Genomic DNA, 24,226 nt, shown 5'->3' on the forward strand with positions numbered 1-24,226 from the left:
AGGATTGTCAGTTTTTGATTTTGGCTGAATTGTTTCAAACTCATAACACTTTCTCCTTTTTTGGGGGGAGAAGAAAGTGTTACCCAATTTTTCTATGATTTGTATGCTTTTTTACTATCATAAACAATTATTTTATCATGAGCAAAAATCATTTTGGCGTATGTCCGAAGTGCGGAGAAGTTGATAGCATTTTAAACATCAACCGTGACCATTGGGCCGTTTGTTTTTTGTGCCAAACAAAGTGGCAGATCGGATCGAACTTGTTTTCAAGCTGGCAGGATGAAAACAAAAAAATATGGGATCGTAACGCTTTAATACTTTCGCAATACACAGAGGTCGAACCGATAGCGGCAGCCGGTGAAGACGAACAAGAAGAAAAAACCTTACATGAGGATTCACCTTTTTAGCAGCCAGGCGGGGGACGGCTTGGCCGATAAAACGTCTATACCACGTATAGTGATTTGACGCCTTGAAATTATAGCCTTTCAGCTTTTAATCCAGTATTGGCGGGGCTTTTCGGCAAATAGAACAGGTAAATATCTTCACAGGTTGTGGACACGACGCATGGCCGCTTCAACCGGTAGAGCCTGGGGGGGGTAATGGCTGTAAGGATGCCCTCACCTGGGGACTCGTTGACTATGTGTAACTTACTGATATTATTACCAACCTTTTTGCCTGTGATGTCGGCTTTTTAGAGGATAGATACTGACGATGATGAAAAGGGGTATAAAAAAAGTGCAAACCCCTGGTGGCCTTTTAAGCTCAAGAATGGCACTGATGCAGATCCGGGACTCGAGACTTTACCGGGCGGAGTTTGGGACTTTTGAGGCTTATTGCAAGGGGCGGTGGAAAATGGGTATAAGGCACGCACAGAGGCTAATGGCGTCTGCTGGGGTTATTGAAAATACGCGGCCCACGGGTCGCATTCCAACAACCGAACGCCAAACCCGCCCATTATCCAAGCTCCCACCAAAGCAACAAGCTGAGGCATGGCAAGAGGCGGTGGAAACAGCACCAAACAACAAACCAACAGCTAAAACTCTGATACGCTTAGAATGTGGATGCGTCAACGCGTAAATATCGAGACTTCTATCCCTGGCCTATATAGAGCTATTGCCTTTTTTGAATATACGGCTTGATACGGCCCGGTTTCCATGCGGATGAACCCAGGAACCAGTATCATACAGTGGCGTTACTCTGATTTATTCAGCCGTTACAACCATCACGATACTCTTTTTGACTTGAGCAGCAACAGTTTCAAACCCCCGCTTCTTTGTAGAAGGAGGTAGCAGTTTTGCAGACACCTCCGGCAACGTATCAAGCAATGCTTGGGCATATGTTTTTTTAACAGCATAATTGACATTCTGAGGTAAACTGCCCGTAACATTGAATGCGATTTTGGCATCCAGGACCGCCACAATAACGCCCGCAACGTTACCATTCATATCCAACAAGGGACCGCCAGAATTGCCGGGCTGAACGGGAACGCTAACCTGATACAAGCGCAAATCATCCATAAACCCGGTAAGGCTGTTTATTGTGCCTTTGGTCAGCTTGGCACTTGTTCCCTGCAATAAAGGATTTGGATAACCGATGGTAAAAATATCCTGCCCCATTGCGGCAGACCGATTCGGAGAAAACGACAGGGCCGAAAACCTGCCGGATATTTTAAGCAGCGCCAGGTCGTTATATTTGTCATCCCTGACCAGCTTGGCCGGGTACGAATTATCTCCCACAATCACCTTTATTGAACGAGCATTATCAACGACATGGTGGCACGTCAGCAGGTATCCATCTTTGGAAATCAAAAACCCGGTTCCTGAACTGTAGGCATTCGGATTTTGTGAATCTGATGCATCGGGTAGGGTTTCCTCTTTTACGGAGGATTCGTCGGGCTGCTCAATTCGATACTGAAGCTGAACAGAAAACTCTTGGGCCTGCGCGATTTGTTGAGGGGTCATTTTGCTGCTTACAATCTCCCGGTTATTGATTGCGTTTTTTTCCCCTTGAGCAGCAGCTAAGTTAAACCAGGCATACGCTCTGATATAGTTTTGAGGCACGCCTATGCCGTTGCCATATACAAACCCCAGATTATGTTGTGCAGAGGCATATCCCTGCTCTGCGGCTTTGGTATACCAATGAACAGCTTTCTTGTAGTCCTGAGGCACCCCTTCGCCGTTGCGATACATATTCCCCAGATAGTATTGCGCATCGGCATCCCCCTGCTCAGCAGCCTTGGTATACCAATAAACGGCTTTCTTGTAGTCTTGAGGCACCCCTTTGCCAGTGTCATACATAATCCCCAGATAGTATTGTGCATCGGCATCCCCCTGCTCAGCAGCCTTGGTATACCAATAAACGGCTTTCTTGTAGTCTTGAGGCACCCCTTTGCCAGTGTCATACATAATCCCCAGCAGAACTTGTGCTAAGACATATCCCTGCTCAGCGGCTTTGGTATACCAATGAACGGCTTTTTTGTAGTCCTGAGGCACCCCTTCGCCGTTGCGATACATATACCCCAGATTATGTTGTGCAGAGGCATATCCCTGCTTTGCGGCTTTGGTATACCAATGAACGGCTTTTTTGTAGTCCTGAGGCACCCCTTTGCCAGTGTCATACAGTTCGCCTATCATATACTGCGCCCGAGCCTCCCCCAGTTCAGCAACTTTTGAATACCAGTGAAAGGCATTCTTATAATCCTCACTAATATAATTTTTCCATCCTAAATCAGACTGAAAATCAGTATATCCCAGCTCAGCACCTTTGGTTAACCAATATTTTGTATTTTTAACTTGGGAAGTATCTATTTCATCTCCATATATTTCTATAAGCTTATTTTGTGCCAAATTATCACCGAAGCTTGCGGCTTTTAAATACCAGTACAGACCTTTTTCAGAATCCTTAGGAACGCCACCATAACCATGGTAAAAAAATTCTCCATAATAAAAGTAGCTACTATAACTGTCGCAATTATATTGTTTTTTAGTTAATGATGACGATTTGTTAAATAAACTTAAAGACTTGTTGTAATCTTGAGGTACTCCATCGCCGTCAAAATACATAACGGCAAGTTCAAAATAAATTGAGTTGGAACTGCATCCATGCTCAATCGCCTTATTAAACCAGTAAGCGGCTTTTTTCATATTTTTGGGAACACCATCCCCCCAATAAAAAAGAGACCCTATAGTACAGAAGATGGAATCCTCCCCCTCTTCTTTTGCAGCTTTATTATACCAATACATGGCCTTTTTTGAATCTTGAGGAATACCTGCCCCTAAATCATACATTGCTCCCAAATTCCATTGCACCTCAGTTTCTCCTGCCTCAGCGGCTTTAGTATACCAGTAAACACCCTTTTCATAGTCTTGTGGTAATCCTTCATCACCGTCAACGTATAAACCGCCTAAACAGCTCTGTGCTTTAATGTGTCCCCGTTCGGCTGCCTTTTTAAGCCAATGCACAGCTTCTTTTAAGTCCTTCGGGACTCCTTTCCCATTGCCATACATCATCGCCATATTAAATTGTGCTTCGGCATCCCCCTGCTCTGCAAGTATTTTAACAGTGTCAAAATCAAGCTGTTTGGATTCAGCCATTGCTTGGGCTGAGATGAACAACAAAACAACCAATATTACATAAAAAATCCGGCTTAATTTATTGCTTTTACAGCGCACAAATCACCTCTCAGTTGATTTTAATTTTTTAGTCCGTAGAAGATGTGGCCTTGTCCGGTTCGATGGTACCGATGCAATATAATCAAAAAAATAGATGTATGGATTTGACAATTTCCGGGGCGCAGCGATGTTCTGAAGAAATTTTCTGATTCAAGCCCTTCCCGGGAAAGGCATTGAAGAGGTGCTCTGAGACAGGATGAAGTAACGTCAAACCAATTCAGAAGCTATGATTCAAATCGTAATTTCAGAATTAAGGATTGAAATTGATTAACGAATTGACTACTAATAGTCAACCGTAAAAATCTTAAAAATGCTTCAACTCGGCTTTGTCATTTGTTTTAATTCAAACGATCTTGCATGAATGTATGAGTTGGTGTAGACAAGCAGTCTATGCACTGTAGATATCAGGAAACCATTAAACCACTTGTTAAAAATATAATAGTATTTCCAATGAAAAAGAAATTCAAAAAAATGATATTGTCAGAACATGTGCCCGAAGTCAGACATGTTGCATCCGGAAGCTTTTTGGATGTAAGAGGCTTTGTTGCTGATTATATACGCGAAAAAGGCATTTTTTCTCATTGGAAAAGAAATTCTATAAAGTTATGAAACAAATTTCTATCAACAAATATGAATTTAAGAAACTTCTTGGACGAAATATCAAAAAATTACGTATGAAAGCTGGATTGTCTCAAGTTGAGCTTGGAAAAAAAATAGGTTTCAAAAGTAGTGGCACTGTTTCACAGATAGAAAGGGGTGCAATAGGATTAAACGTAGAAAATATTTATAGAGCATCTCATATTTTAGGAGTACATCCAATCGCATTATGCTCCCCTTTTGAAATTTCAGACGATCAGGTTGAAATATATCGAAATATTATGACTATTTTTTCGGAGCCCACTGATCCTCATATTATAGAAACAGTAAAAACAGTTCTTGAATTGGCTGTGAACAATATATCTTTAAAAAAAATAGCTGGAAAAATTCGAGAGATAGAGGGCATGGATATTAATGTTGAAGATCTAATTGATAGCATTTTAAAATCAAAAAAAACATAACGATCTAATTCAATGATTGCTATTCGGATAAAAAAATAGTTGGCACTTCTCCGGAATATTCCAAACATGCGCTTAAGACAGCACAATCAACGCGGGAGCATGGGTTGGAGGTGGCTATCTGGCATTTTGTTTTGCGAACATACAATATAAAGCTGAACGTATGAAAAAAGCTCGTTCTTACAAAAGTATTTTAGGAAAAAAAATCCGAGTTCTGCGAGAGTTGCGCGGTTGGTCGCAATTGAAATTAGCGCTCGAACTCAACTATAGCTCCTCTGGCTCTATATCATTAATTGAATCGGGAGAGCGTGGCATGGACCAAGAAAGAATAGCTGAAGCCGCAAGACTGTTGGGCGTACACCCTGCTAAATTATTGTCTCCGAATGATATTTCGAAAGAAGAAATAGAAATGTTTGCTTATCTGCAACAAGCAATAGAAAATAAAGCAGCGACTCTGCCGGCAATAAAAATTCTCCTAAAGGAGGCCGCTGAGAGGAAATAACCGCTCCCCCTATATTGGCACAATCAGCGCATGAGCATGGTGGCATCTTACTAATGGCCTTGTTTGGGAAAGAAAAAAACCTAATTATTGAGCTATTGGCAAGGGGTTACAACAGGTTGGGAATTCTACATTACCGGGGAAAAGTTAAAAAATGGTATTCTTACTTGCAAGGTACCCATCTTGTTTATACTATCCCTATAATAAAAAAAATACCACTGGGTCAATTTTACAATATTTTATCCATCCCCCCCGGTTCATTTGATCTCGAAATATTTTATACTCCACATCGGTACCTGAATTTTCAGTAGCTGACCTTTCAAGCGGAACAATAGATAAACAGTTAGAAACTAACATAGTCTAGTCAGAAATACGTCGACAAGCATTTCTGGCCCATGTAAATATTAGGCACTTAATCATTTATTAGAATTTAAGGCAAAACTAAGCATGGAGCCCTTGACGCTAATAGCTATAGCCACGGCCGCAGGATTTGTTTTTAGAAAGTTCTCTACTCAAGCGAATCGAAATCGCGAGCCAGCAGCACCAGAACTTATGTATAAGCCAAATATTTTTGCAACGAAGCAAAAATATCAAAAAAACGACGGAATGATTAATCATATCGAAGTTCTTCCTGAATACGAAGTCGCAGAGCAACTTGTACAGAATAACTTCCCGATCATTTTTGTAACTGGTGGTGCCGGAACAGGAAAGAGTACATTTGTAAAGTGGATGGAGAAAAGATTTCAAGGGAGGGTCCTTCTTGGAGCACCGACAGCAATATCGGCAATCAATATTAATGGAAAGACTTTGCATTCATTGTGTCAGCTACCACCAGCTTGGATCTTGAAAAGTGACATTAAGAAGGCCCCTCGTCGACGGGAAATACAAGAAGCAAAACTTCTTATAATCGATGAAGTGTCGATGGTTAATGCTAATATCCTTGACGGAGTTAGCGCATTTTTTCGCCTGAATCGTGGGGTTGAAAAACCTTTTGGCGGCTTGCCGGTTATTATGGTCGGCGATATGTTTCAATTGCCGCCTGTTGTGGGTCACGAAACAAGGGGGCTTTTCGAACAAGCGTATGGGACACCTAAGTTCTATAATGCCAAATCATTGGGATCTAGCACCTACTATGCTATAGAGCTAAAAAAAACGTTTCGCCAGTCTGATCAAGCATTCGTAGATCTTCTAACAAACATACGAGAGGGTCATAATCTTGCCAAAACGCTTGAAATACTTAATAACAAGTGCCTTATCACTCACTTGCCGCCAAAAGGGGCAGTTTGGCTTTCGCCAAGAAACACGGAAGTTGATACCATTAACGATCGAGAACTTAATAAATTAGAAGGAAAAGAATACATTTTTGGAGGGGAACGAACAGGCACGTTTAAAAACGGCAGGCTCCCAGCACCGATGAGGCTACGTTTAAAACAGGGCGCACAGATAATGTTCACCCAAAACGACAAAAATAAGCGCTGGATAAACGGTACTATAGGCGTGATAATGGAACTTAGCCAAGACGACATCGTTGTCGAATTATCCGCGACGGGAGAGATGATCAACATCGAGAAAGCAACTTGGGTAGCCTATAGGTATGAGTGGAATTTCCATAAAAAGACTATTGACCGCCTCGTAACAGGCAGTTACAAACAATTTCCAGTTGTGTTAGCGTGGGCGATGACCATTCACAAAAGTCAGGGAAAAACAATCGATAAAGTTCATTTAGAATTAGGCGCTGGCGTTTTCGAAACAGGACAAACGTACGTCGCATTGAGTCGCTGCAGGTCTATTTCTGGCTTATCAATGTCGCGAGCACTATCCCAGTCGGATGTCCTTGTAGACGAAGAATCGAAATCCTTCTACGACTCCTTGCGAGCAATAATAGAAAAACTCCCTCCTCAACGTATGCTGGAAAAGATAAACCAAGAGACGAGTAGAATTCCGGGAAACAGGTAACGAAATTTTGTTCTAACCAATCAGTGCAGTGGACAGCCAGGGCCATGCCGCTTATCAATTTTTTATTAATTTGACTTTTCATATGATTGGCGAATGGCAGTGATTTACATAGCTGCCAATGCTCGTCTGTGTTAAGTGCGCTATCCTTCTAAACAATTTAAAAATCTCTGATTGCAGATACCGGCAATTTAAATAGATTCAATAAGGCACCTGAAATTTACGATCGAGTAAAAAAATTGACCTGTCGGTTCTAAAAAACCATTGTTAACATAACGAACCTTGACCAGCTTTAAAACGAAGCAGTCAATGTGCAAATGTGAAGACTTCTCGACTTGAGTTATATGACTATATGCCCTCTTTCCCAAACCTGAATACGGTCCATATAGAGGCATTAACGGGCGATTAATACAAGATGTTGTGATTCTGGAGTTTGGCGTGATGTTTAGCGTGTGCAGGACGTGCTCAGAGGCAGAAATTTAAACATTTTTTAATCCTGTCTACAAATAAAGGTCCGGGGCCGAGCAGTCGGTCCTTGAGGCAAATAAAATCATTGAGCGGTATCGGCGGAACATGCTGAACCGCTCTTTTTTTTATCAAAGGTTTTTATGAGCAACATACACCCTGTTGTCACCCTATTGTCACCCCAACAAAAAAGGGATTAGCCCGTTATGAGCTAATCCCTTGATATTCGTGGTGCGCCCGGCGTGATTCGAACACGCGACCTACGGATTCGTAGTCCGGCACTCTATCCAACTGAGCTACGGGCGCAAAAAATTGTGTAAGGGATATAAGCTATCAGGCCGATTATGTCAATACATACTTAATTATTTTTGGCCAGAATTCGAATTTTCATTCCGGCAAATTCCTGTTGCAGTTCTTAATTTCATAACCCGAAACAGATTTTCATGGCAAGGCAATTTTTTCAAATCAGTGCCTTGTTTCTTAAACATTGTGGCACTCAACAACCGAGGGCCGGGTATAAGCGTATAAGGGGGTGATTAAAACCCTTCTCTCGAATCATTATCGGTTTTCCCGGGCTTGATCATAACTGCGGCCACAATGTCACGGGGTTCGTCCCGCCCATCGCCGACTTCTCCAGCACGATCCGGGGGATGCCGGCAACGGGCGGAACTCAGAGGCTACGCGCAGCAAAATATGGCCGCAGTTATGATCAAACCTGCTTTCCCCACCGCGTAAATTGTGAGGCACGGGCAGAATATTCTTGAATTATCTTCGTATACATGCGAATTACTGCAACCTGATGTCAAAATTTCATTAATCCTGTTTCATGTTATGAGCAGCAGCAATCTCATTGCTTCGATAGTAATGTCCCGTTTATGAATTCAATGCATCAAACATATATGAAGCTTGCGTTGCAGGAAGCAGCTAAGGCTGGACAAATTCAGGAGGTTCCTGTAGGAGCATTGCTGGTTTCCGGGTCCGGCGAGGTTCTTTCAGCAGCTCATAATCAAACGATTTTTCTTTCAGATCCTTCAGCCCATGCCGAGATTCTCGCATTGCGTCAGGCAGCGTCAGCAATTGGTAATTACCGGTTGTTAAACACCACCCTGTATGTTACCATCGAGCCCTGTCTGATGTGCATGGGCGCTATTATCCACGCCAGAGTAGCGCGTGTGGTGTTCGGCGCCCATGACCTCAAATGGGGCGCAGCAGGATCACTTTACAATTTAGCCAGCGACAGCCGGTTGAACCACCAGCCCGAAATAATATCCGGTGTATGTGAAGAAGAATGCCGCACCCTGATTCAGGACTTTTTCCGGTCCCGGCGCAAGCAAGCCGTTATGACTCAATAGCAGCTGTTAATGAAACTTTCTTAACCAACACTATAGTCAAGGAGTGACACGTGTCAAACATAGTCATTGTTGGAACCCAGTGGGGGGATGAAGGAAAAGGGAAGATTGTAGATCATCTGGCCGAATTTGCCGATATAGTGGTTCGCTTTCAGGGCGGAAACAATGCCGGTCATACCATGGTCGTCAATAATCAGAAGCTCATCTGCCACCTGATTCCTTCAGGCATTCTTCAGAAAAAAACCTGTATTATCGGAAACGGTGTTGTGGTTGATCCTGAAGTCCTGCTATCCGAAATTGAGTATCTTGCCGGCAAAGGATTTAATATCGGCCCTGACAATCTGAAAATCAGCGATAAGGCTCATCTGATCATGCCTTACCATAAAAAGATTGACATTGCCCGGGAAGAAAAAAAGGGCGCCAGAAAGATCGGCACAACCGGCAGGGGAATTGGCCCCTGTTATGAAGACAAAGCCACCCGCCGGGGCATACGATGCATTGACCTGCTGGAACCGGACGTATTTTCAGAAAAGGTATACAGCATACTGGAAGAGAAAAATTTCTATCTCAAACAATATTTTTCTGCCGATACGCTGGATGCAGAAGAGATCATCCGGCAGTACAACGGCTATGCATTACGACTGGCTCCTTATATTCAAAACATATCCATTGAACTCAACCAGGCAATCGATGCCGGAAAGCAGATTTTGTTTGAAGGCGCCCAGGGATCTCATCTGGATATTGACCACGGCACCTATCCCTATGTCACCTCTTCCAATACGGTTTCCGGCAATGCATGCTGCGGTTCCGGACTCGGACCGAAGGTGATCTCAGGCGTGGTCGGCATCGTCAAAGCCTATACCACCCGGGTTGGCAAAGGGCCCTTCCCCACCGAACTGTTTGATGAGACCGGTACCCGTATTCAGGATAAGGGCGCGGAATTCGGGGCTACCACCGGCCGGAAACGACGCTGCGGATGGCTGGATATGGTGGTTCTGAAAAATGCGGTACGGCTCAACAGCCTCACCGGTCTGGTGATCACCAAAATGGATGTTCTCGGCGGGCTTGAGCAGATTAATATCTGCACGGGGTATGAATACCAGGGCAGCATCATTCATGATTTTCCATCCAGCTTAAAGACCCTTTTCGCCTGCAAGCCTGTATATGAAAGCCTGCCGGGGTGGGGGGAAGATATTTCAGGCGTACGAAGGGTCGAGGACTTTCCGGAAAATGCGAAAAAATATCTCAAGCGGATCGAACAATTATCCGGAGTCCCCATCGATATTATTTCTGTCGGACCCGGTCGACATGAAACCATCATTGTGAACAACCCGTTTCAATAGAAATTTAAAAAATTAATTGACATATTTTTTTTATTTATGTATTAATATTTTTTCAAGTCGGGAAGTGGCTCAGCCTGGTAGAGCACAGCGTTCGGGACGCTGGGGTCGCTGGTTCAAATCCAGTCTTCCCGACCATCAATTTGCTAAAAAGCCGATGGAAAATTTCATCGGCTTTTTTTATTTGAAAGGTCATAATCATGAACGTATCGTCTGTTAAACTTGTATACTTTTCGCCTACCGGTACTACAAAAAAGATTCTGGAAGAAATCGCATCGGCTTTGAAAATCGACACGATTGACATTGTCGATGGTACAAAACCTGCCACAAGAACCGGCAATCCGCAGCCCTTTCATGATGAGCTGATTATTCTGGGCGCTCCGGTGTATGGCGGCCGGCTCCCCTCCGATGCGGCGGACTGGTTTAAATCATTTACAGCCCTCAAAACGCCTGTTGTACTGATAGTCGTATATGGAAACAATGCCTATAAGGATGCCCTGAAGGAATTGCAGGACATTGCTGATGCGGCCGGATTCATTCCGGTTGCGGCCGGGGCATTTATCGGTGAACATTCCTTTTCGACCGATGAGCAGCCGATTGCTCGGGACCGTCCGGATGCGATGGACGTTCTCAACGCACGCGAATTCGGCGAACGGATCCGGAACAAACTTTTCCAAAACAAATCCTTTGACACGATGGGGCCGCTCAACATTCCAGGGAACTTTCCGTATAAGCAGTCCCCCTCCTTCCCGAATATCGCTCCGGTAACAGACGCCGGAAAGTGCAGCCGTTGCGGCGCATGTGTAAACGTCTGTCCGGCCGGCGCCATCAATAAAGACGACATGGCCGATACGGATCCGGAAAAATGTATTTTATGCTGTGCGTGCATCAAATGCTGCCCTAACGGTGCAAGAGAATTCAAGGACGGGTTTATATCAACCATCACGAATAAATTGTATCATGGGTGCCGGGAACGCAAGGAACCTGAAACGTATCTCTGATGGCAGCCGGGGTCGGTTTGTCAGGCAGGTTTCAGGCAGATTTGATAAACTCGTAAAAAGTCAGAATCAAGACGGCAGAGTCAAAGTAAAAGGTTCAAATTCAAGGCATCGCAAATTTCGTAGAGTAAAGCGTACTTGTGTCCGCTGCAGTAAGCACGGAATAAAGCACACCGCACATGGACTTTTTACGACGCCGTCAAATTTTAGTGTTGAATCCTGTTTTTATAAATGATTATATAAACAGTGTAGAGCAAAACCTGCCAAAGCCCTTTCAATTATGGGGTCTCATCAACGTTTCTTTTGATCCTGTAAGGTTTTCACTGAAATGTATTTTAACCGAAAAAACGATCTGACACCCGAAACATCATTTCATCACCCCCTCCGTTCAGGTGATCCACAATGGCTGACAGCAAACTTACAACATTTTACGACCGGATATCGGACAAGTATGATCTGGTAATGAACCTCACCGGATATACCATTTTGAGCCGCCTGGTTTTTAAAAAACTGCCAAACAGATATACATCTCCACGCATACTGGATCTTGGCTGCGGTACCGGGATTACCACCCGGCTGATCGAAGAAAAATTTTTAAACGCCAGAATAACCGCACTGGATAATTCGGAGAACATGTTGAATATCTATCGGAAAAAATTCCCCGAAAACGAGGTCATGCTGGGTGATTTTAACGGGGAAAACGGCTTTTATGCATATCCCGGGATGAAACGCGCCCCCCTTCCCCCTGGCGCCTTTGATATCGTCGTCAGTGTTGGAGCGGTCCTGGAGTATGGAATCCCGGATAAGGTGTTTTCGTTTATCTATGACGTATTGAAAACCAGCGGAATGGCCGTCATTATCGGCGCAAAAAAAAGTTTTTTTACTGACATCGTCGGAACCATTTGCTGGAGATACAAACTGCCGGATACCCGGGAGATATTGTCAACCATCGGCCAATCCGGCTTCAGGCATATCAGCTGCAATGGTTCCGGCAACCGCTTTCCGGCTAATTTTTTCAAGGAAATCATAATTGCTTATAAATAACTCGAATTTTGGGATTAAATTTTATATAATCCGTTCCGTTTACCGGAAAGCCGGTCAGCTTCTGTCGGCAAACGCTCATGCAATATCAGAAAAAAATCAGGTCAGAGCAGGCAATGATAAATTTAAAACACACGGGACTGGTTCTGGAAGGCGGAGGTCTCCGGGGCGTATACACATCGGGTGTCCTCCGTTTTTTTATGGATAAAGGACTCTTTTTCCCTTATGTGATCGGCGTTTCCATGGGCGCATGCAACGCGGCCAGCTATATTTCCCGGCAACCGGAACGGAACCGGATCGTCAATATCCGCTTTGTCAACGACCACCGGTATCTCAGCTACCGCCGGCTGATGACCCGGGGCGAGCTGTTCGGCATGGATTTCATTTTCAACACCATCCCTCACTCGCTGGTCCCGTTCGATTTTAAAACTTTTATGGAAAGCGATCAGAAATGCATCACCGGTGTTACCGACTGCGAAACCGGAAGCCCCCTGTATTTTGAAAAAAACGAGCTGGGGAAAGATTACATGACAATCCTGCAGGCCTCGAGCAGCCTGCCGTTTGCATCAAAACCGGTTCACTATAAGGGCCGCACCCTTCTGGACGGCGGAATGTCGGATTCAATTCCGATCCAGAAAAGCATGACCGACGGCAACACACGAAATATTCTCGTATTGACCCGCCCCAAAGGCTATCGAAAAAAACGACCGGCCATGAGGTGTTTGTTTCCTGTGCGTTATCCCCGTTACAGGGGCCTGTGCAACGCCTTGGCAACCCGCTATATCCGGTACAACAAAACCATGGATTTCATCGATCAGATGGAGCAGAACGGAGACGTTTTCGTGATCCGCCCCCCCAGTGCCCTGGAAGTCGGCCGGGTGGAACGAAACCAGGCAAAGCTCTACGGCACCTATGATCAGGGCTACAGCGATGCGGCCGGAAGTTTTCCGGAACTTTGTACTTATTTGAAATCAACATCAGCCACTAACTACGAAATTTTATAATTATTTTTTCCGCGTGCTGGAGAAGCCGGCACTGGGCGGGACGGACTCCGCGACATGGTGGCCGCAGGTATGAGCAAGCCCTTAATGCGGTTACAAATCCTTCTTTAGCAACTCATCCAAACCCAGCTCCTGACCCAGGGCCCGGGTGACAACCCGTTCGCCGCAAACCTCTCCGGCGACCAGTTTGCGGATACGTTCAAAGGTTTCAGGCCTGGCGCCGGCATGTTCAGCCGCGTTCATGGTGTGCTGATACGCATCGCGAACATCCAGGCCCGTGATTTCGTACCCATAGCCCTGCACCAACCACCGGAGTGCGGCCATACCCGCCTCGACGGCAAATTCAGGCTGGGATTTTGCCATATCCCGTGCCGCCCGAATGAGGGTTCTGATGTCGCAGGGGGTGCGGTTGGCCAGCTCGATGGCCTCGCGGTATAACCCGGCGGATTTGGCGGCTGCAAACCATTTTCCTTCAACGCCCGGAGTGCTTTTGACAAGGTCCCGCAGGATTTCACCGGCTGCTTTGCGCGGGTATTTTTTTGAAACCGCACGAAAGGTTGCCAGCCACGTGGTCTTCTGGTTGGCTTCGATCGCGTATCGACGGTAAGCTTCCTCAGCCATACCGCTTGACAGCAGAATTTCCTCGCAGATTTCGGCGATCTCGGACGAATTAACATAGGGGCCGCGACAGTCTTCGGCATAACGGAGGGCCTCTGCCTTTCTGCCCATGGCCGCCAGCGCCCTGACGCCCCACTGGTGATAACTCCAGAATTTGTAGGGACTGAGCTTGAGCAGATCCAGAATATCTTCATTTCGACCGGCCGTATAAAGAGCACTCAGACAGGCGGTTGTACCCTTGAAAAAGCCTTGTTGTTCCGGGGAAGATTGCCACATGGCCCGCACGGTGGAAAGAAATGTATCTGCCCAGCGCGATGCACATTCTGACGTCACGCAAAGCGCTCCCCAGAATTCGGAAAGGCTCTCGATGTAAGGCATATCGTCATCCTGGATGGCTTCCCAGAGACGATCCAGCCATTTGCCCCGCAGGGTTTCATCGGCCGGCGCATTGGCGATAATCGGCACCAGGGTTTCAACAGCATGATTGACCGCAGTGCCGATAGCGCCCGAAGAGCTGTCCACATGCGCTATTGCCGGAGACAATTTTTCAAGCAGCAGCACCGCGCCTTCGGCACCCAGAACAGGATCTTTACGAGCCGTTTTTTTAATTTCCGATACCGCTTCCTTAATCCGCCTGATGGCCGGCTGTGACCGCCACCCGAACGCATTGCGCCGGAAGCGGGCGCGAAAAGTCCATTTATGGGGTTCTTTCGGGGACATTTTCATCTGTCCTTTCAGATAATGTCCATCCATAAATGCCTATTTTCCCCAATTTCTTCGTCAGGCTCAAATTTTAATCCTCAAAATACCCCATGTATTCCTCCGGTTAAAATCTTCGCCTACCTTGAACCTGGAAAAACTATCCTATTTATGAATGAACACTATATAATAATCGATGGTTGCGTTCCTTCTTTTTCCTGCGATTCGTGCTTTTCGTAATTGATAGCTTGTATTCGTGTCTATTCGTGGTTCCTTTTATTCCTGGTTTCTTGCTACCGCCTGGTCATCACAAAGGCTATATTTGCGTATAAATTATTTGAGAATTTATAATTCCGTTTCGGTTAAATTATCATGGGCCTCTACTTCAATATGTTTGAATCGTTCCTGCATCCCTGGCTTCTTGTTACCGCCTGGTCGGGCCACATGAATAATTTTATGAAAAACCCCAAATGCCAGCTCCTTAGTCCAGCAATATCGCTTTTTGCATCAGCATTTGATTATTCTGATAAAAAGGCACATCCGTATTACCGAGTACTGTTGGGGGGATATTAGACAACTCATTTAAATTATCCATTGGGACAATCACCACCCTGGCTCCATTTTCAGAGAGCATGGTCACTTTATCCGCAAAGTTCGCGGCCCGTTCAATCGCACCGCCGACTGAGATATTCCCAAGCACAGCCAGGCCCGCCTTAAGGTTCTTTTTGTATAATGCCGTGACAATTGCAATGTATACAGCCGAGCCTATTCCGGATGAAATCGCTGCCCCAAGAAGGTTGCTCACCTGAATGGTAATGTCGTAATTTTTCAGGCAGTGTTTGTCGCTCAGTATCGCTTTCTCATTCGCTTTTATATACTGATAGGTATTTTTGATATTCTCTTTGACGACTGTATTATTGACGCCGGTAATGTTCAACTTCCCTGAGCCTGGGGCTGCAACCGTTTCAATTCGGACCAGTGCTACATTTTCTCCATCGCTTGTACTGGTGTAGCAAACCCCCGGTTGAAGTGGTGTGTTCTCAATAAGATGAGAGCCTTTTTCTTCCGGAAGGCCTACAAAAAACTCTTCCTGGGTATCTTTATCGATGTATGAGAAATTGGTGTCCCAGAACTCCATTCCCCCGATGCGCTTAAGCTGTTCTTTAACCCGTCTCCTCATTTCCAAAGCGATTTCTACGTATTCCCGAACGTCATCTTTAGTATAGTTGCCATCCGGATGGAGGAGTTTAATAAAACCGGAAACAGTCTTTTTAACCGGCTTGGTATCACGCTGCTTTAAATGAGATCCAAGTGAATAATATTTCTCGGGAGCATCGGTATAAGTAACCCGCCTGAGCGATTTCAAAACCTCTGAAAAATAATCTGTGCTGAAACCAAAATTGGAGGTGAAATGCTTTGGAGCAAATTTGACCATCTCCCATCCGGGAAGATAAAAGTGAATACGATCGAGAAACGCCGTATCGTTGTTTACTTGATCAGATAAAGGGCTGAAAAGATGAGATGTCTGGAGAACGGTTTCAACCGGCTGATTGATGTTACCGTTCAGGATTATAGATGCTGCCCCTGTAATTTCGCCTCCAGCGCCAGCCCGGGAAAATGAACCGGACTCCATATAGTCCTTCATCAACGGAACCGCATCCCGTTCTTTAAAAATTCTATCGGTTGCCTCGTCAAAGCAGACGGCATCCCACTGGCCCACCGCGCCAACCTTCCCGGTTGATCCGTGCACAAAAAGCTTGGCAACGGTACCCTGTCCACCGGATATCAATACCGCATAAGGGGTCAGTTCTTTATAAACAAAGGATTTTCCGGTTGAACGAGGTCCAAGCTCAATGAAGTTTAAATTTGATTCGACAAGCGGCAGCAAACGTGCAAGCAAGAGCATTTTAATTCGATCGGTGATACCTTCGGCACTTGGCTCATACCCGCAGCTGCGGAGGAGAATATCCAGCCATTCACCTTTGGTAAACGCTTTGCGTTTATTGATGATCCTGCTGTTATCAAACGAAGAAAGCTGGATCGGTTTAATCTCTGTAATGACAAACGGGAAAATGTTCTGACCAATTTTAATATTCGGATCATACTCGACATCAATGATGGCCCAGATACCACCCATCAGCATTTTTTCATGCTGTTTTACAAGGCGGTCACTGATATTCCCGTTTTTGATGTTGCTGTTCAGGAGTCTGGCCCAATAAATGTCTTTCTTGGAATCCAGTTCAACCGATATTTTATCGATGATCTTGTAACGCCCTCTTTCTCGGATCTTGGAATGGATTAAAGAGCTTTCTTCAGGGTTTACATAGTGTTCTGAAAGCACCTTTTTTACATTTTCCATTCCCGTTCGGATCTTTTCTTCATCATCCGTGGAGCAGGAATTGGCTATCAGGTATTCAAGCACAAAAACGGGAACATTAGCGCCCACCTTCACGGAACGAACAAGATCCTTTTTTACGACATAGCCTCTGAAATGCTCCAGAAGCTTTATATCCAAGTCATCCAATACTGCCATAGTCTCAGTTCCTTACCGTTAAAATAGTCCGCCTAAGTCTCGGTCTTTATTCTGTTTAATCATTGCTCTGTCGAGCTGCTCTTTTGTTTGGGCATCCAGAAGTTGGACTTCAATCACAGGATTTCCATCAAAGGTGTATTCCTTTGAAACAAGCTGATCTCTCCGGATTACAAAAACATCGCTCTTGTTTACCTGAACCTTGTTGCTGAAAAATACCAGGCAGACCTTTCTTTCCATCGAAAAAAGGTCGTCAGCCCCCTTGTCGGATTTGATTTTCAGTTGAAACAATTCACCGGTAACGCTTTTCAGATCTTCTTTGTTTTCAATCATCGCCATCAAGGATTTGGCAGGGCTGCCGGTATGCTCCCAGCAAAAATAAGGCGTGATAAGTTCCTGCGGTGAAACGCCACCATGAGAGAATCCATAAACGCCGGGAGTTTTGAACGGATTCATGTTTTTGGAAAAATAGAGGTAATTAAAGTTTTCATAATTTTTTTCTACCTCAATACACCCATCGCTTAACGACGGCTGCCGGTTTTCTGTGCGGATGTAGCGTTCTGCTTTTCCAGACGCCCCACCCAGAGAAACTGAAATCTTGTCAGATTCACTCAACAGCCCTGTCAAAACAAATCCATGATCTGTAATTAAATATACTTTCAAATATCCGCTGTTCAGGAGCAGGGTTATTTTCTGAGCAAAAAAATCGATGGTTTCCGGGAAATATCTCAGCGCCTTGTGCTGCAGTTTTTCTCCCATATCATCGAAATCTTTGTAGGTGCAGATCAGGAACTGGGCAGGTCTTGCCTCCTCATTCACATCGTCAAGCCTGATAAAGTCGATGGATATGTCGGGATTTTTCTCCAACAGATATTTTTCCCGGTTGCCTTGAACCTTTTCCGTTACGCCATTGGCCATGTAGATTCGGCTCATGTTGTTTTCCGTTTCGGAAGGGATATCTGCAACAATAGCGTTTCGGGCAAGCTTAAAGCGGCTGTTCACCGTTGCTGCAACCTGACAGGCAATTTCATAGGCCACACCATCCCCAACAATAACAGCAGTTTTTCCACTGTTCTCATCGATAATTCGCTGAAGTATGCCGGTTTGATCCTCCTGATACCCGTCAAAAAACTTAAACCATTTATCGAAGAAAATGGATACAAGCTGCTTATAATGTTCCTGAAATGGTTCCAGCAGATCTCTTTTATTCAGGAACTCGGCATAAAGATTCCGGATTGCGGTATCGAGTTTATAGAAGCGCTTTGTATAAAACCCGACGCACTCTGAAAAAGTGCCGAGATAGGCAATGTCTTTGGGGTCAAACTCCAGCAGCGTCCTGACATCTGCCCAGAACGTAATTCCCAGTGCTTTAGCCTGTTTGCTCTGATTTCGCTGTGAGATTCTGGCCAGATAATCGGGTATGGCTTTTTTGTTACCTATGTTTTCACCAATAATCTTAAGCCAGTTTTCATCCACTGCACGGAATGGATGGTTGGGATGAACAGACCAGATATCCATATCGGCCGGGAGTGAGTAGTCGTCGAGATAGCCGGAAAAAGAGTCCCGGCAGCTTACTGAATCCAGCCAGTTGTAATAGACGGCTTCAAGAATCGGATAACATTTTCCGTACGCCATTGCATCCAGCATGGCCTTTACCACCTCACCTGCCAGGGTCTGAGCCGGTTTGGAAATATATTCCTGTTTCAGCAGGTCATTGACTTTGCGATAAAAGGTTTCTCTCAGCTGGGCATCATACTTTTCTTTAGCGTAAGCCTTCGGGTCATGAATAAAGGGAAGCAGTTCCTTTTTCAGATCAAAAATTTCCGTTGCCCCTTTATGGCTCAGGTCCATCCAGTAGGTTCGGTCTTTACCCACACTGACTTTCGCCGCAGCGATGATCTCATCTTTAGGAAGATTGATGTTCAGATTCAGTGTCTGGTGGACTTTGTCTTTGATGTAGTTCTGCAGGTAGCGGATTTCAAGGCAGCCATTGGTTTCGCAGTATTCCCGGACATATTTCAGTTTATCCTTATCCGTATGGGTATAGATCAAGTATTTCTCTGGTGAAGGCTGTCCTCGTTCAATCAGATATTTCACATGCAGCTCTTCGATTTCTGAGTGAGCCGTGTGAATGGTGTATTCTGTCCCGACTGTGCGCAGCAAAAATTCTGCATCACCGGATTCATCAATAAAAACCGCCACCGGGTGTTGCTCAAAAATACCCTGCAAATCTTTTTTAAACCACTTATCTATCATAATAAACCTCTTTTGAAACCACAGATATTCTTTTTTTGAAACCACAGATGAACACAGATTCACACAGATAATATTTATAACCTGATAGCTTTTCCCTTTAATATCTGTGTCTATCTGTGTCCATCTGTGGTTAAAATTCTTTTTTTTGAAACCACGGATGCACACAGATTCACACAGATAACCTTCATAGTATGATTCTGTCCCATTCAAGTTTGGCGTGTTTAAAATTAAGTATCAGGCCAACGCGCAGGCCGGTTATCTTCAGGTAATTGATAATTTGGGCTTTCTCGTTATTGCCGATTTTTTCAATCACCTTGGCATCGACGATAATTTTATCAAACACAATCAGGTCGGGAATGTATTCTCCAACCGGCACGGATTTATAAATAACGGAGAATCTGGCCTGCTGCTGATAAGGGATCTGCTTTAATCCAAACTCAACAACCAAAGCGTTTTCATAAGGCTTTTCAAGCAAGCCATGCCCCAGCGTATTCAACACTTCAAATGCGCAGCCAATCACCTGATGGGTCTCTTCTTTATATAAAAAGCCTTGGCTATTCGTTTTCATCTTTTACCAATCTCTTTTTGGAACCACAGATGCACACAGATTCTCACAGATAACCTTTCTGTTCTGATAGCTCTTTTTTTATATCTGTGTCTATCCGTGTCCATCTGTGGTTAAATTTCTTTTTTTTGAAACCACGGATGCACACAGATTCTCACAGATAACCTTTATACCCTGATAGCTCTTTCCTTAAATATCCGTGTTCATCCGTGTCCATCTGTGGTTAAATTTCTGTGGTTAAAATCACCAATCAGCATTCAAATACTTTTTCAACTGCCCAGCATTAAGCACCTCGTAAGGGATCATCTTCTTTTTCTGCAAAGGGGCGATGTTTTTGCCAACGCCGTCGTCAAGGATCGGATCATATCCTTCCGCCAGCAGTTCATCGATTTTCACCTTGAAGGCTTCAAGCTCCTTGAGTTGCCTGAAAATCCGGTCCTTCTCATTCTGAGCATCGGCACTTTCATTGCCGGCAAGATCGCTCTGCCGATTAATCAACGCCCGTTCCCGATGCTCAATATAGACCGACCGCAGACGCATCAGCTTGTCGCGGCTCCATTTGTAGATAATAATGTAGCAGTCAAACCCCTGCTCCGGGCCACTGGAGAGATGCCAGATAAATGGCGTCTTGGGCAGATACATAAACAGGTTAAGGTGGTCGGAAAGTTCCGCAAAGAAATATTTGTTTACATACTCGTTCAACGGCCGTCCCATCACATTATCGAAGCTGGAGTATTGCGCCATAGTAAAGCCCTTTTCCCGGAACTTTTCTTCGATGCGGTCGAGCAGAACTTTTTCGCCGGCATTGGGAACCAGTGGGATGATGCCGTCATCATCTTCCATAAGAATCTCACGAATCATGTCGGCCAGAAACTCCATGGCCAGCGTATGCATCCGCTGTTTTGGGATCACATTGCTTTGTTTGAACCAGTACCAGACATTGATGGGATTGACCTGATGACGGATGCAGAACTCCTCCAGATCGTTGTTGCTCTGATAAAGTGACGGAAACTCGCTCTCAATAGATTCCCGTTCTTCAGCCGTAAATTCCTTTACCGGTAGGGATTCAATAAAATTCCGGATAGTGTCCAGCGGGAACTCCTTTGTGGCGTCTTCTTCAGCCAGATACGCCTCCCGCGCATCGACACTAACCGGCAGGCCACCGATACTTTCACCCTCCTTGGCCAGTACCATGGCCTTGTCATGCTCAGTCAGACCGTAGACCTCGAAGATCTTTTCGTTGATGATTGCTTCGTTAATGAGGACCTGGGTGAGAAGTTGGTTTTCGTAGTTAATGAAGGATTTTAGTCGTATCTTTAAATCTGGTCTCGAAAAATATTCAATTGCTGATCCAGAATAGATGGGTTCAATTATAAAGAAGGTACATAAATATTTTTTTACGTTTATGCATGCATTAGCCAATTCAGCTACAATATTTTCAATATTTTCCGGAGGAATAACAAAAGGGACTCTCTCAACATCGCCAACCTGGGTTGAAACAGTAGGATTTAAACAACCCAATATGTAAACTGTAAGCGTTGAGTTTAAAAATGCTATTCCATAATTTAAATTCGTATATTCACCGACATAAATACCAGGGCTCCCGCTATCTATAATGGTATTGGACGGCATATACCGAAATGAAGCACCTTTTGACCCAGACTTGGCGTAAGTCATTCCTTCTTTGAAATAAAATTTCTCGCATCTTAATGTTGCGCGACGCTTGCCATCTATATCACAAAACGTGCGTATCTCATGACCGTTGTTACCCCAGTTGACTATTGTCCAAACATTTCCATACCATTTATTAAACGGACCTCCTTTAACATAGAGTTTCCACTTTTTTGCGTCATCAACTACCTTTGAAATAGTATCCATGGAAACTTCCCACCAAAACCGGAGAAAACGATCGTTATTGGCTGATGTCAGTCCACCTCCTGCATTAACATATTCACCAAATCCTTTCTCCCCAAACTTCTCCCGAAACTCATCGGAGATCCAATAAATAAAGGGCCAGGATTTGATAATTTTCAGTTTGGATTGTGGAAGCGTATAAACCCGTTCGTTTTCTTTACCCGAAACGAAATCATCCAAGGCCTCAAGGAACTTACCTTTTTTGTATTTCTCCTGCAGATTTGTAGTCAGATTAAAATAAGAACCGTCTTGTTCGCTATTTAATTTACTCAACACATAAAAAGTTGCATCAAGAAGAAGGCCCGGCCCAAATAAATTTACACGATCAAGGCCGAAATCTACCATTGCATCAATATGCGTTTTTTCAATCATGAATTTACGCACACCTTCAAATGATTTAATAAACATAAAGGTATGCGGATGAATCATGGCAATTTTGCCGTCTTCACCGGTAAACTCGTAACATCGCTTGATGAAGGTAGCGTAAAGATTGGTATGAAATTTATACGGTTTTTTATAGTTATCCTCGATAAAAATTTTCAGCTTTGGTCCAAAGTCGGAACTGTCGGTATAAGGCGGATTGGCCGTTGCCACATCGTATTCCGTGGTGAGCAGTTCCAGAAAGGTGATGGCGTCCCGGGTTTTGCTGGCAAGAAAGTTATTGCCGCCTGAGCGGGCATACTGTTCCACTGCGGTTTTCAGATTTTTGAAGAAGGTTTCAATAAATTTTTGTTCTTTTTCAATATCAGAAAATCCGGTAAATAAATCCAGCTGTGCCGGCTTTGGCACAATCCTTAATTCTTTATCGGAAAAAAGTGTCTGTTGTTCCGGCTCTCTTTGCTCAATGAGAATTCTCAGTTTCGATTTTAATTTCTCATCCAGACGAATCAATGAACCGAATTTATAGGCATACTGTAAATCACTCCAGATATCGGTGATCAGCCGTTTCTGGTTCCGATCGAGGTTATTTCCTTCCTCAAAAATATGGCGCACTTCCTCATAATCCGGCAGAAAAAAATCAGACGAAACCACCTTGAACGTCAAACGCCCAATCGAGCGCCGTTTCTTTCTTGCTTTGATATACAGCCCGAGCTGAGCCAGCTGTATGGCGCGGTCGTCCAGATCAATTCCGTGCAGGTTATTTCCAATGATAAGCCCGGGGATATCATCTTCGTCATAATCCGCTCCGTAGTTTTCGATCTGATCCAGATACAGTTCATAAAATAAATCAAAGGCATAAAGCAGAAAATTTCCCGAACCGCAGGCAGGGTCGATGAGCCTGATTTCATGCAGGGGCTCAGGTTTTCGTTCCTGTATCTTGGGCGCATTGGCAATTTTGTATCGGTGCTTTATTTCCGAATCCGGGTACATTTCCAGATAGAGTTTGCCCAGCGAGTTGTCCACCAGAAACTGCACCACCCAGCGCGGGGTATAGACCTGGGACTGCAGGGAAACCTTATCGTATTCGGTTTTTGCCTTGCTGGCTTTGAAGGCTTGCTTCTTTGCGTTGTTGTAGCTCTCATAGAGCCAGCCCAGAACGTCATCGCTCTGCCAGATATCCGCGCCCACCTGAGGGTCTTTTTCCACATCATTGAAGGCATCGATGATTTCATTGAGACTGATGACATCCGGCAACAGTGCATAAGGATAGCTTTTACCGTAGAGCGGAAGGCTTTTGCCCAGCTCATTAAACGCATGTTTAATGTATTCACGGATGCCTTCCAGTTCCTCGCTGCGCATATCGGGACGTATTTCCAGCCAGACTTTGTGCCCGAAGGAGCGGTCGCCATGCTCCGGCTGTTTGGTGATGATCGGCGGAAAGAGACTGGCCGCTTCCATCACCTTGATCGCCGCAATGCGGTTAAAAAGCGTAAAGGTCAGCTCATCAATAAGCTTTTCCCGGGCACTATCGTACCCGCCGGTCTCACCCACATGATTTTCCAACATGCACTCAAACCTTTGTCGCTTCGGTTTGAGTGCTGCAGACAGTTTTTCCGGATCGATCTTTTTTGTTTTGCCGATGCCCAGCCGGGCAAAGCGTTTATCAAAAGCGCCCTCGATGAGGTTGCGCAGTTTATTGACATGATCTGACAGCTTCATATTAAAACCCTTTATGGTTTAACCACGGAATAAGCAGAATATACGGAAGGTTTTGCACGTAGCGCGTAAAAGAGCGCGTATATTCGCGCCCGGCGCGTAAATTAACGCCTGCGTTCATAATATGTCCCCTTCCCCCCACCTTTCTGCTCAATTTTTTCTTGTTTTTTCAGTC

General features: G+C 44.7%; 15 protein-coding genes and 2 tRNA genes. 10 read left to right on the top strand and 7 right to left on the bottom strand.

All coding sequences use genetic code 11. From position 1 onward, the window contains the following. The first annotated feature begins 137 nt into the window (after positions 1 to 137). Positions 138 to 407 carry a hypothetical protein gene (locus PHQ97_11245; protein MDD4393308.1) on the top strand — a complete coding sequence of 90 codons (270 nt, stop codon included), beginning with the start codon at positions 138 to 140 and terminating at the stop codon, positions 405 to 407. Positions 408 to 1,202: 795 nt separating this feature from the next. Here the strand turns inward: PHQ97_11245 and PHQ97_11250 are convergent. Further along, entirely contained in the window at positions 1,203 to 3,671 is a 2,469-nt protein-coding gene (locus PHQ97_11250) for a trypsin-like peptidase domain-containing protein (GenBank protein ID MDD4393309.1), read from the bottom strand. A 605-nt stretch (positions 3,672 to 4,276) separates the two neighbouring features. Here PHQ97_11250 and PHQ97_11255 point away from each other — a divergent pair. The 3 genes from PHQ97_11255 (at position 4,277) to PHQ97_11265 (ending at position 7,181) form a co-directional block, all read left to right on the top strand. Beyond that, positions 4,277 to 4,729 carry a helix-turn-helix transcriptional regulator gene (locus PHQ97_11255; GenBank protein ID MDD4393310.1) on the top strand — a complete coding sequence of 151 codons (453 nt, stop codon included), beginning with the start codon at positions 4,277 to 4,279 and terminating at the stop codon, positions 4,727 to 4,729. A gap of 160 nt (positions 4,730 to 4,889) precedes the next feature. Continuing rightward, positions 4,890 to 5,228: a helix-turn-helix transcriptional regulator gene (locus PHQ97_11260; GenBank protein ID MDD4393311.1), complete on the top strand. Its 339-nt coding sequence runs from the start codon at positions 4,890 to 4,892 to the stop codon at positions 5,226 to 5,228. A gap of 444 nt (positions 5,229 to 5,672) precedes the next feature. Next, positions 5,673 to 7,181, top strand: a complete 1,509-nt coding sequence (locus PHQ97_11265) for a DEAD/DEAH box helicase (protein MDD4393312.1) — start codon at positions 5,673 to 5,675, stop codon at positions 7,179 to 7,181. A 691-nt stretch (positions 7,182 to 7,872) separates the two neighbouring features. On the opposite strand, the gene PHQ97_11270 is transcribed toward PHQ97_11265, so the two are convergent. Further along, positions 7,873 to 7,949, bottom strand: a tRNA-Arg gene (locus PHQ97_11270). Positions 7,950 to 8,518: 569 nt separating this feature from the next. Between PHQ97_11270 and tadA the strand changes: the two genes are divergently transcribed. From tadA to PHQ97_11300, 6 genes are all read left to right on the top strand, one after another. Then, positions 8,519 to 8,995: a tRNA adenosine(34) deaminase TadA gene (gene tadA / locus PHQ97_11275; protein ID MDD4393313.1), complete on the top strand. Its 477-nt coding sequence runs from the start codon at positions 8,519 to 8,521 to the stop codon at positions 8,993 to 8,995. 50 nt (positions 8,996 to 9,045) lie between these two features. Further along, positions 9,046 to 10,335 carry an adenylosuccinate synthase gene (locus PHQ97_11280; GenBank protein MDD4393314.1) on the top strand — a complete coding sequence of 430 codons (1,290 nt, stop codon included), beginning with the start codon at positions 9,046 to 9,048 and terminating at the stop codon, positions 10,333 to 10,335. A 58-nt stretch (positions 10,336 to 10,393) separates the two neighbouring features. Next, a tRNA-Pro gene (locus PHQ97_11285) sits at positions 10,394 to 10,470 on the top strand. A gap of 62 nt (positions 10,471 to 10,532) precedes the next feature. Then, on the top strand, positions 10,533 to 11,333 hold the full coding sequence (locus PHQ97_11290; protein MDD4393315.1) for a 4Fe-4S binding protein: 801 nt from the start codon (positions 10,533 to 10,535) through the stop codon (positions 11,331 to 11,333). 399 nt (positions 11,334 to 11,732) lie between these two features. Continuing rightward, on the top strand, positions 11,733 to 12,374 hold the full coding sequence (locus tag PHQ97_11295) for a class I SAM-dependent methyltransferase (protein MDD4393316.1): 642 nt from the start codon (positions 11,733 to 11,735) through the stop codon (positions 12,372 to 12,374). A 113-nt stretch (positions 12,375 to 12,487) separates the two neighbouring features. Next, positions 12,488 to 13,375, top strand: coding sequence for a patatin family protein (locus PHQ97_11300; GenBank protein ID MDD4393317.1), 888 nt, complete (start codon positions 12,488 to 12,490; stop codon positions 13,373 to 13,375). Between the two features lie 90 nt (positions 13,376 to 13,465). On the opposite strand, the gene PHQ97_11305 is transcribed toward PHQ97_11300, so the two are convergent. The 5 genes from PHQ97_11305 to pglX all read right to left on the bottom strand — a co-directional run bounded on the left by PHQ97_11305 (position 13,466) and on the right by pglX (position 24,054). Continuing rightward, a complete protein-coding gene (locus tag PHQ97_11305; protein MDD4393318.1) occupies positions 13,466 to 14,710 on the bottom strand; it encodes a hypothetical protein in 1,245 nt (414 codons plus the stop codon). A 460-nt stretch (positions 14,711 to 15,170) separates the two neighbouring features. Continuing rightward, complete coding sequence (brxL, locus tag PHQ97_11310) at positions 15,171 to 17,222, bottom strand: protease Lon-related BREX system protein BrxL (GenBank protein MDD4393319.1); 2,052 nt, start codon at positions 17,220 to 17,222, stop codon at positions 15,171 to 15,173. Between the two features lie 18 nt (positions 17,223 to 17,240). Continuing rightward, the gene (locus PHQ97_11315) at positions 17,241 to 19,475 is read right to left on the bottom strand and encodes a PglZ domain-containing protein (protein MDD4393320.1); all 2,235 of its coding nucleotides are present in this window, start codon (positions 19,473 to 19,475) and stop codon (positions 17,241 to 17,243) included. Positions 19,476 to 19,659: 184 nt separating this feature from the next. Then, positions 19,660 to 20,043 carry a GxxExxY protein gene (locus tag PHQ97_11320; GenBank protein ID MDD4393321.1) on the bottom strand — a complete coding sequence of 128 codons (384 nt, stop codon included), beginning with the start codon at positions 20,041 to 20,043 and terminating at the stop codon, positions 19,660 to 19,662. Between the two features lie 240 nt (positions 20,044 to 20,283). Further along, entirely contained in the window at positions 20,284 to 24,054 is a 3,771-nt protein-coding gene (gene pglX / locus PHQ97_11325) for a BREX-1 system adenine-specific DNA-methyltransferase PglX (GenBank protein MDD4393322.1), read from the bottom strand. Positions 24,055 to 24,226 lie beyond the last annotated feature (172 nt).

The organism is Desulfobacterales bacterium (genome assembly GCA_028704555.1).
GTDB lineage: Bacteria > Desulfobacterota > Desulfobacteria > Desulfobacterales > JAQWFD01 > JAQWFD01.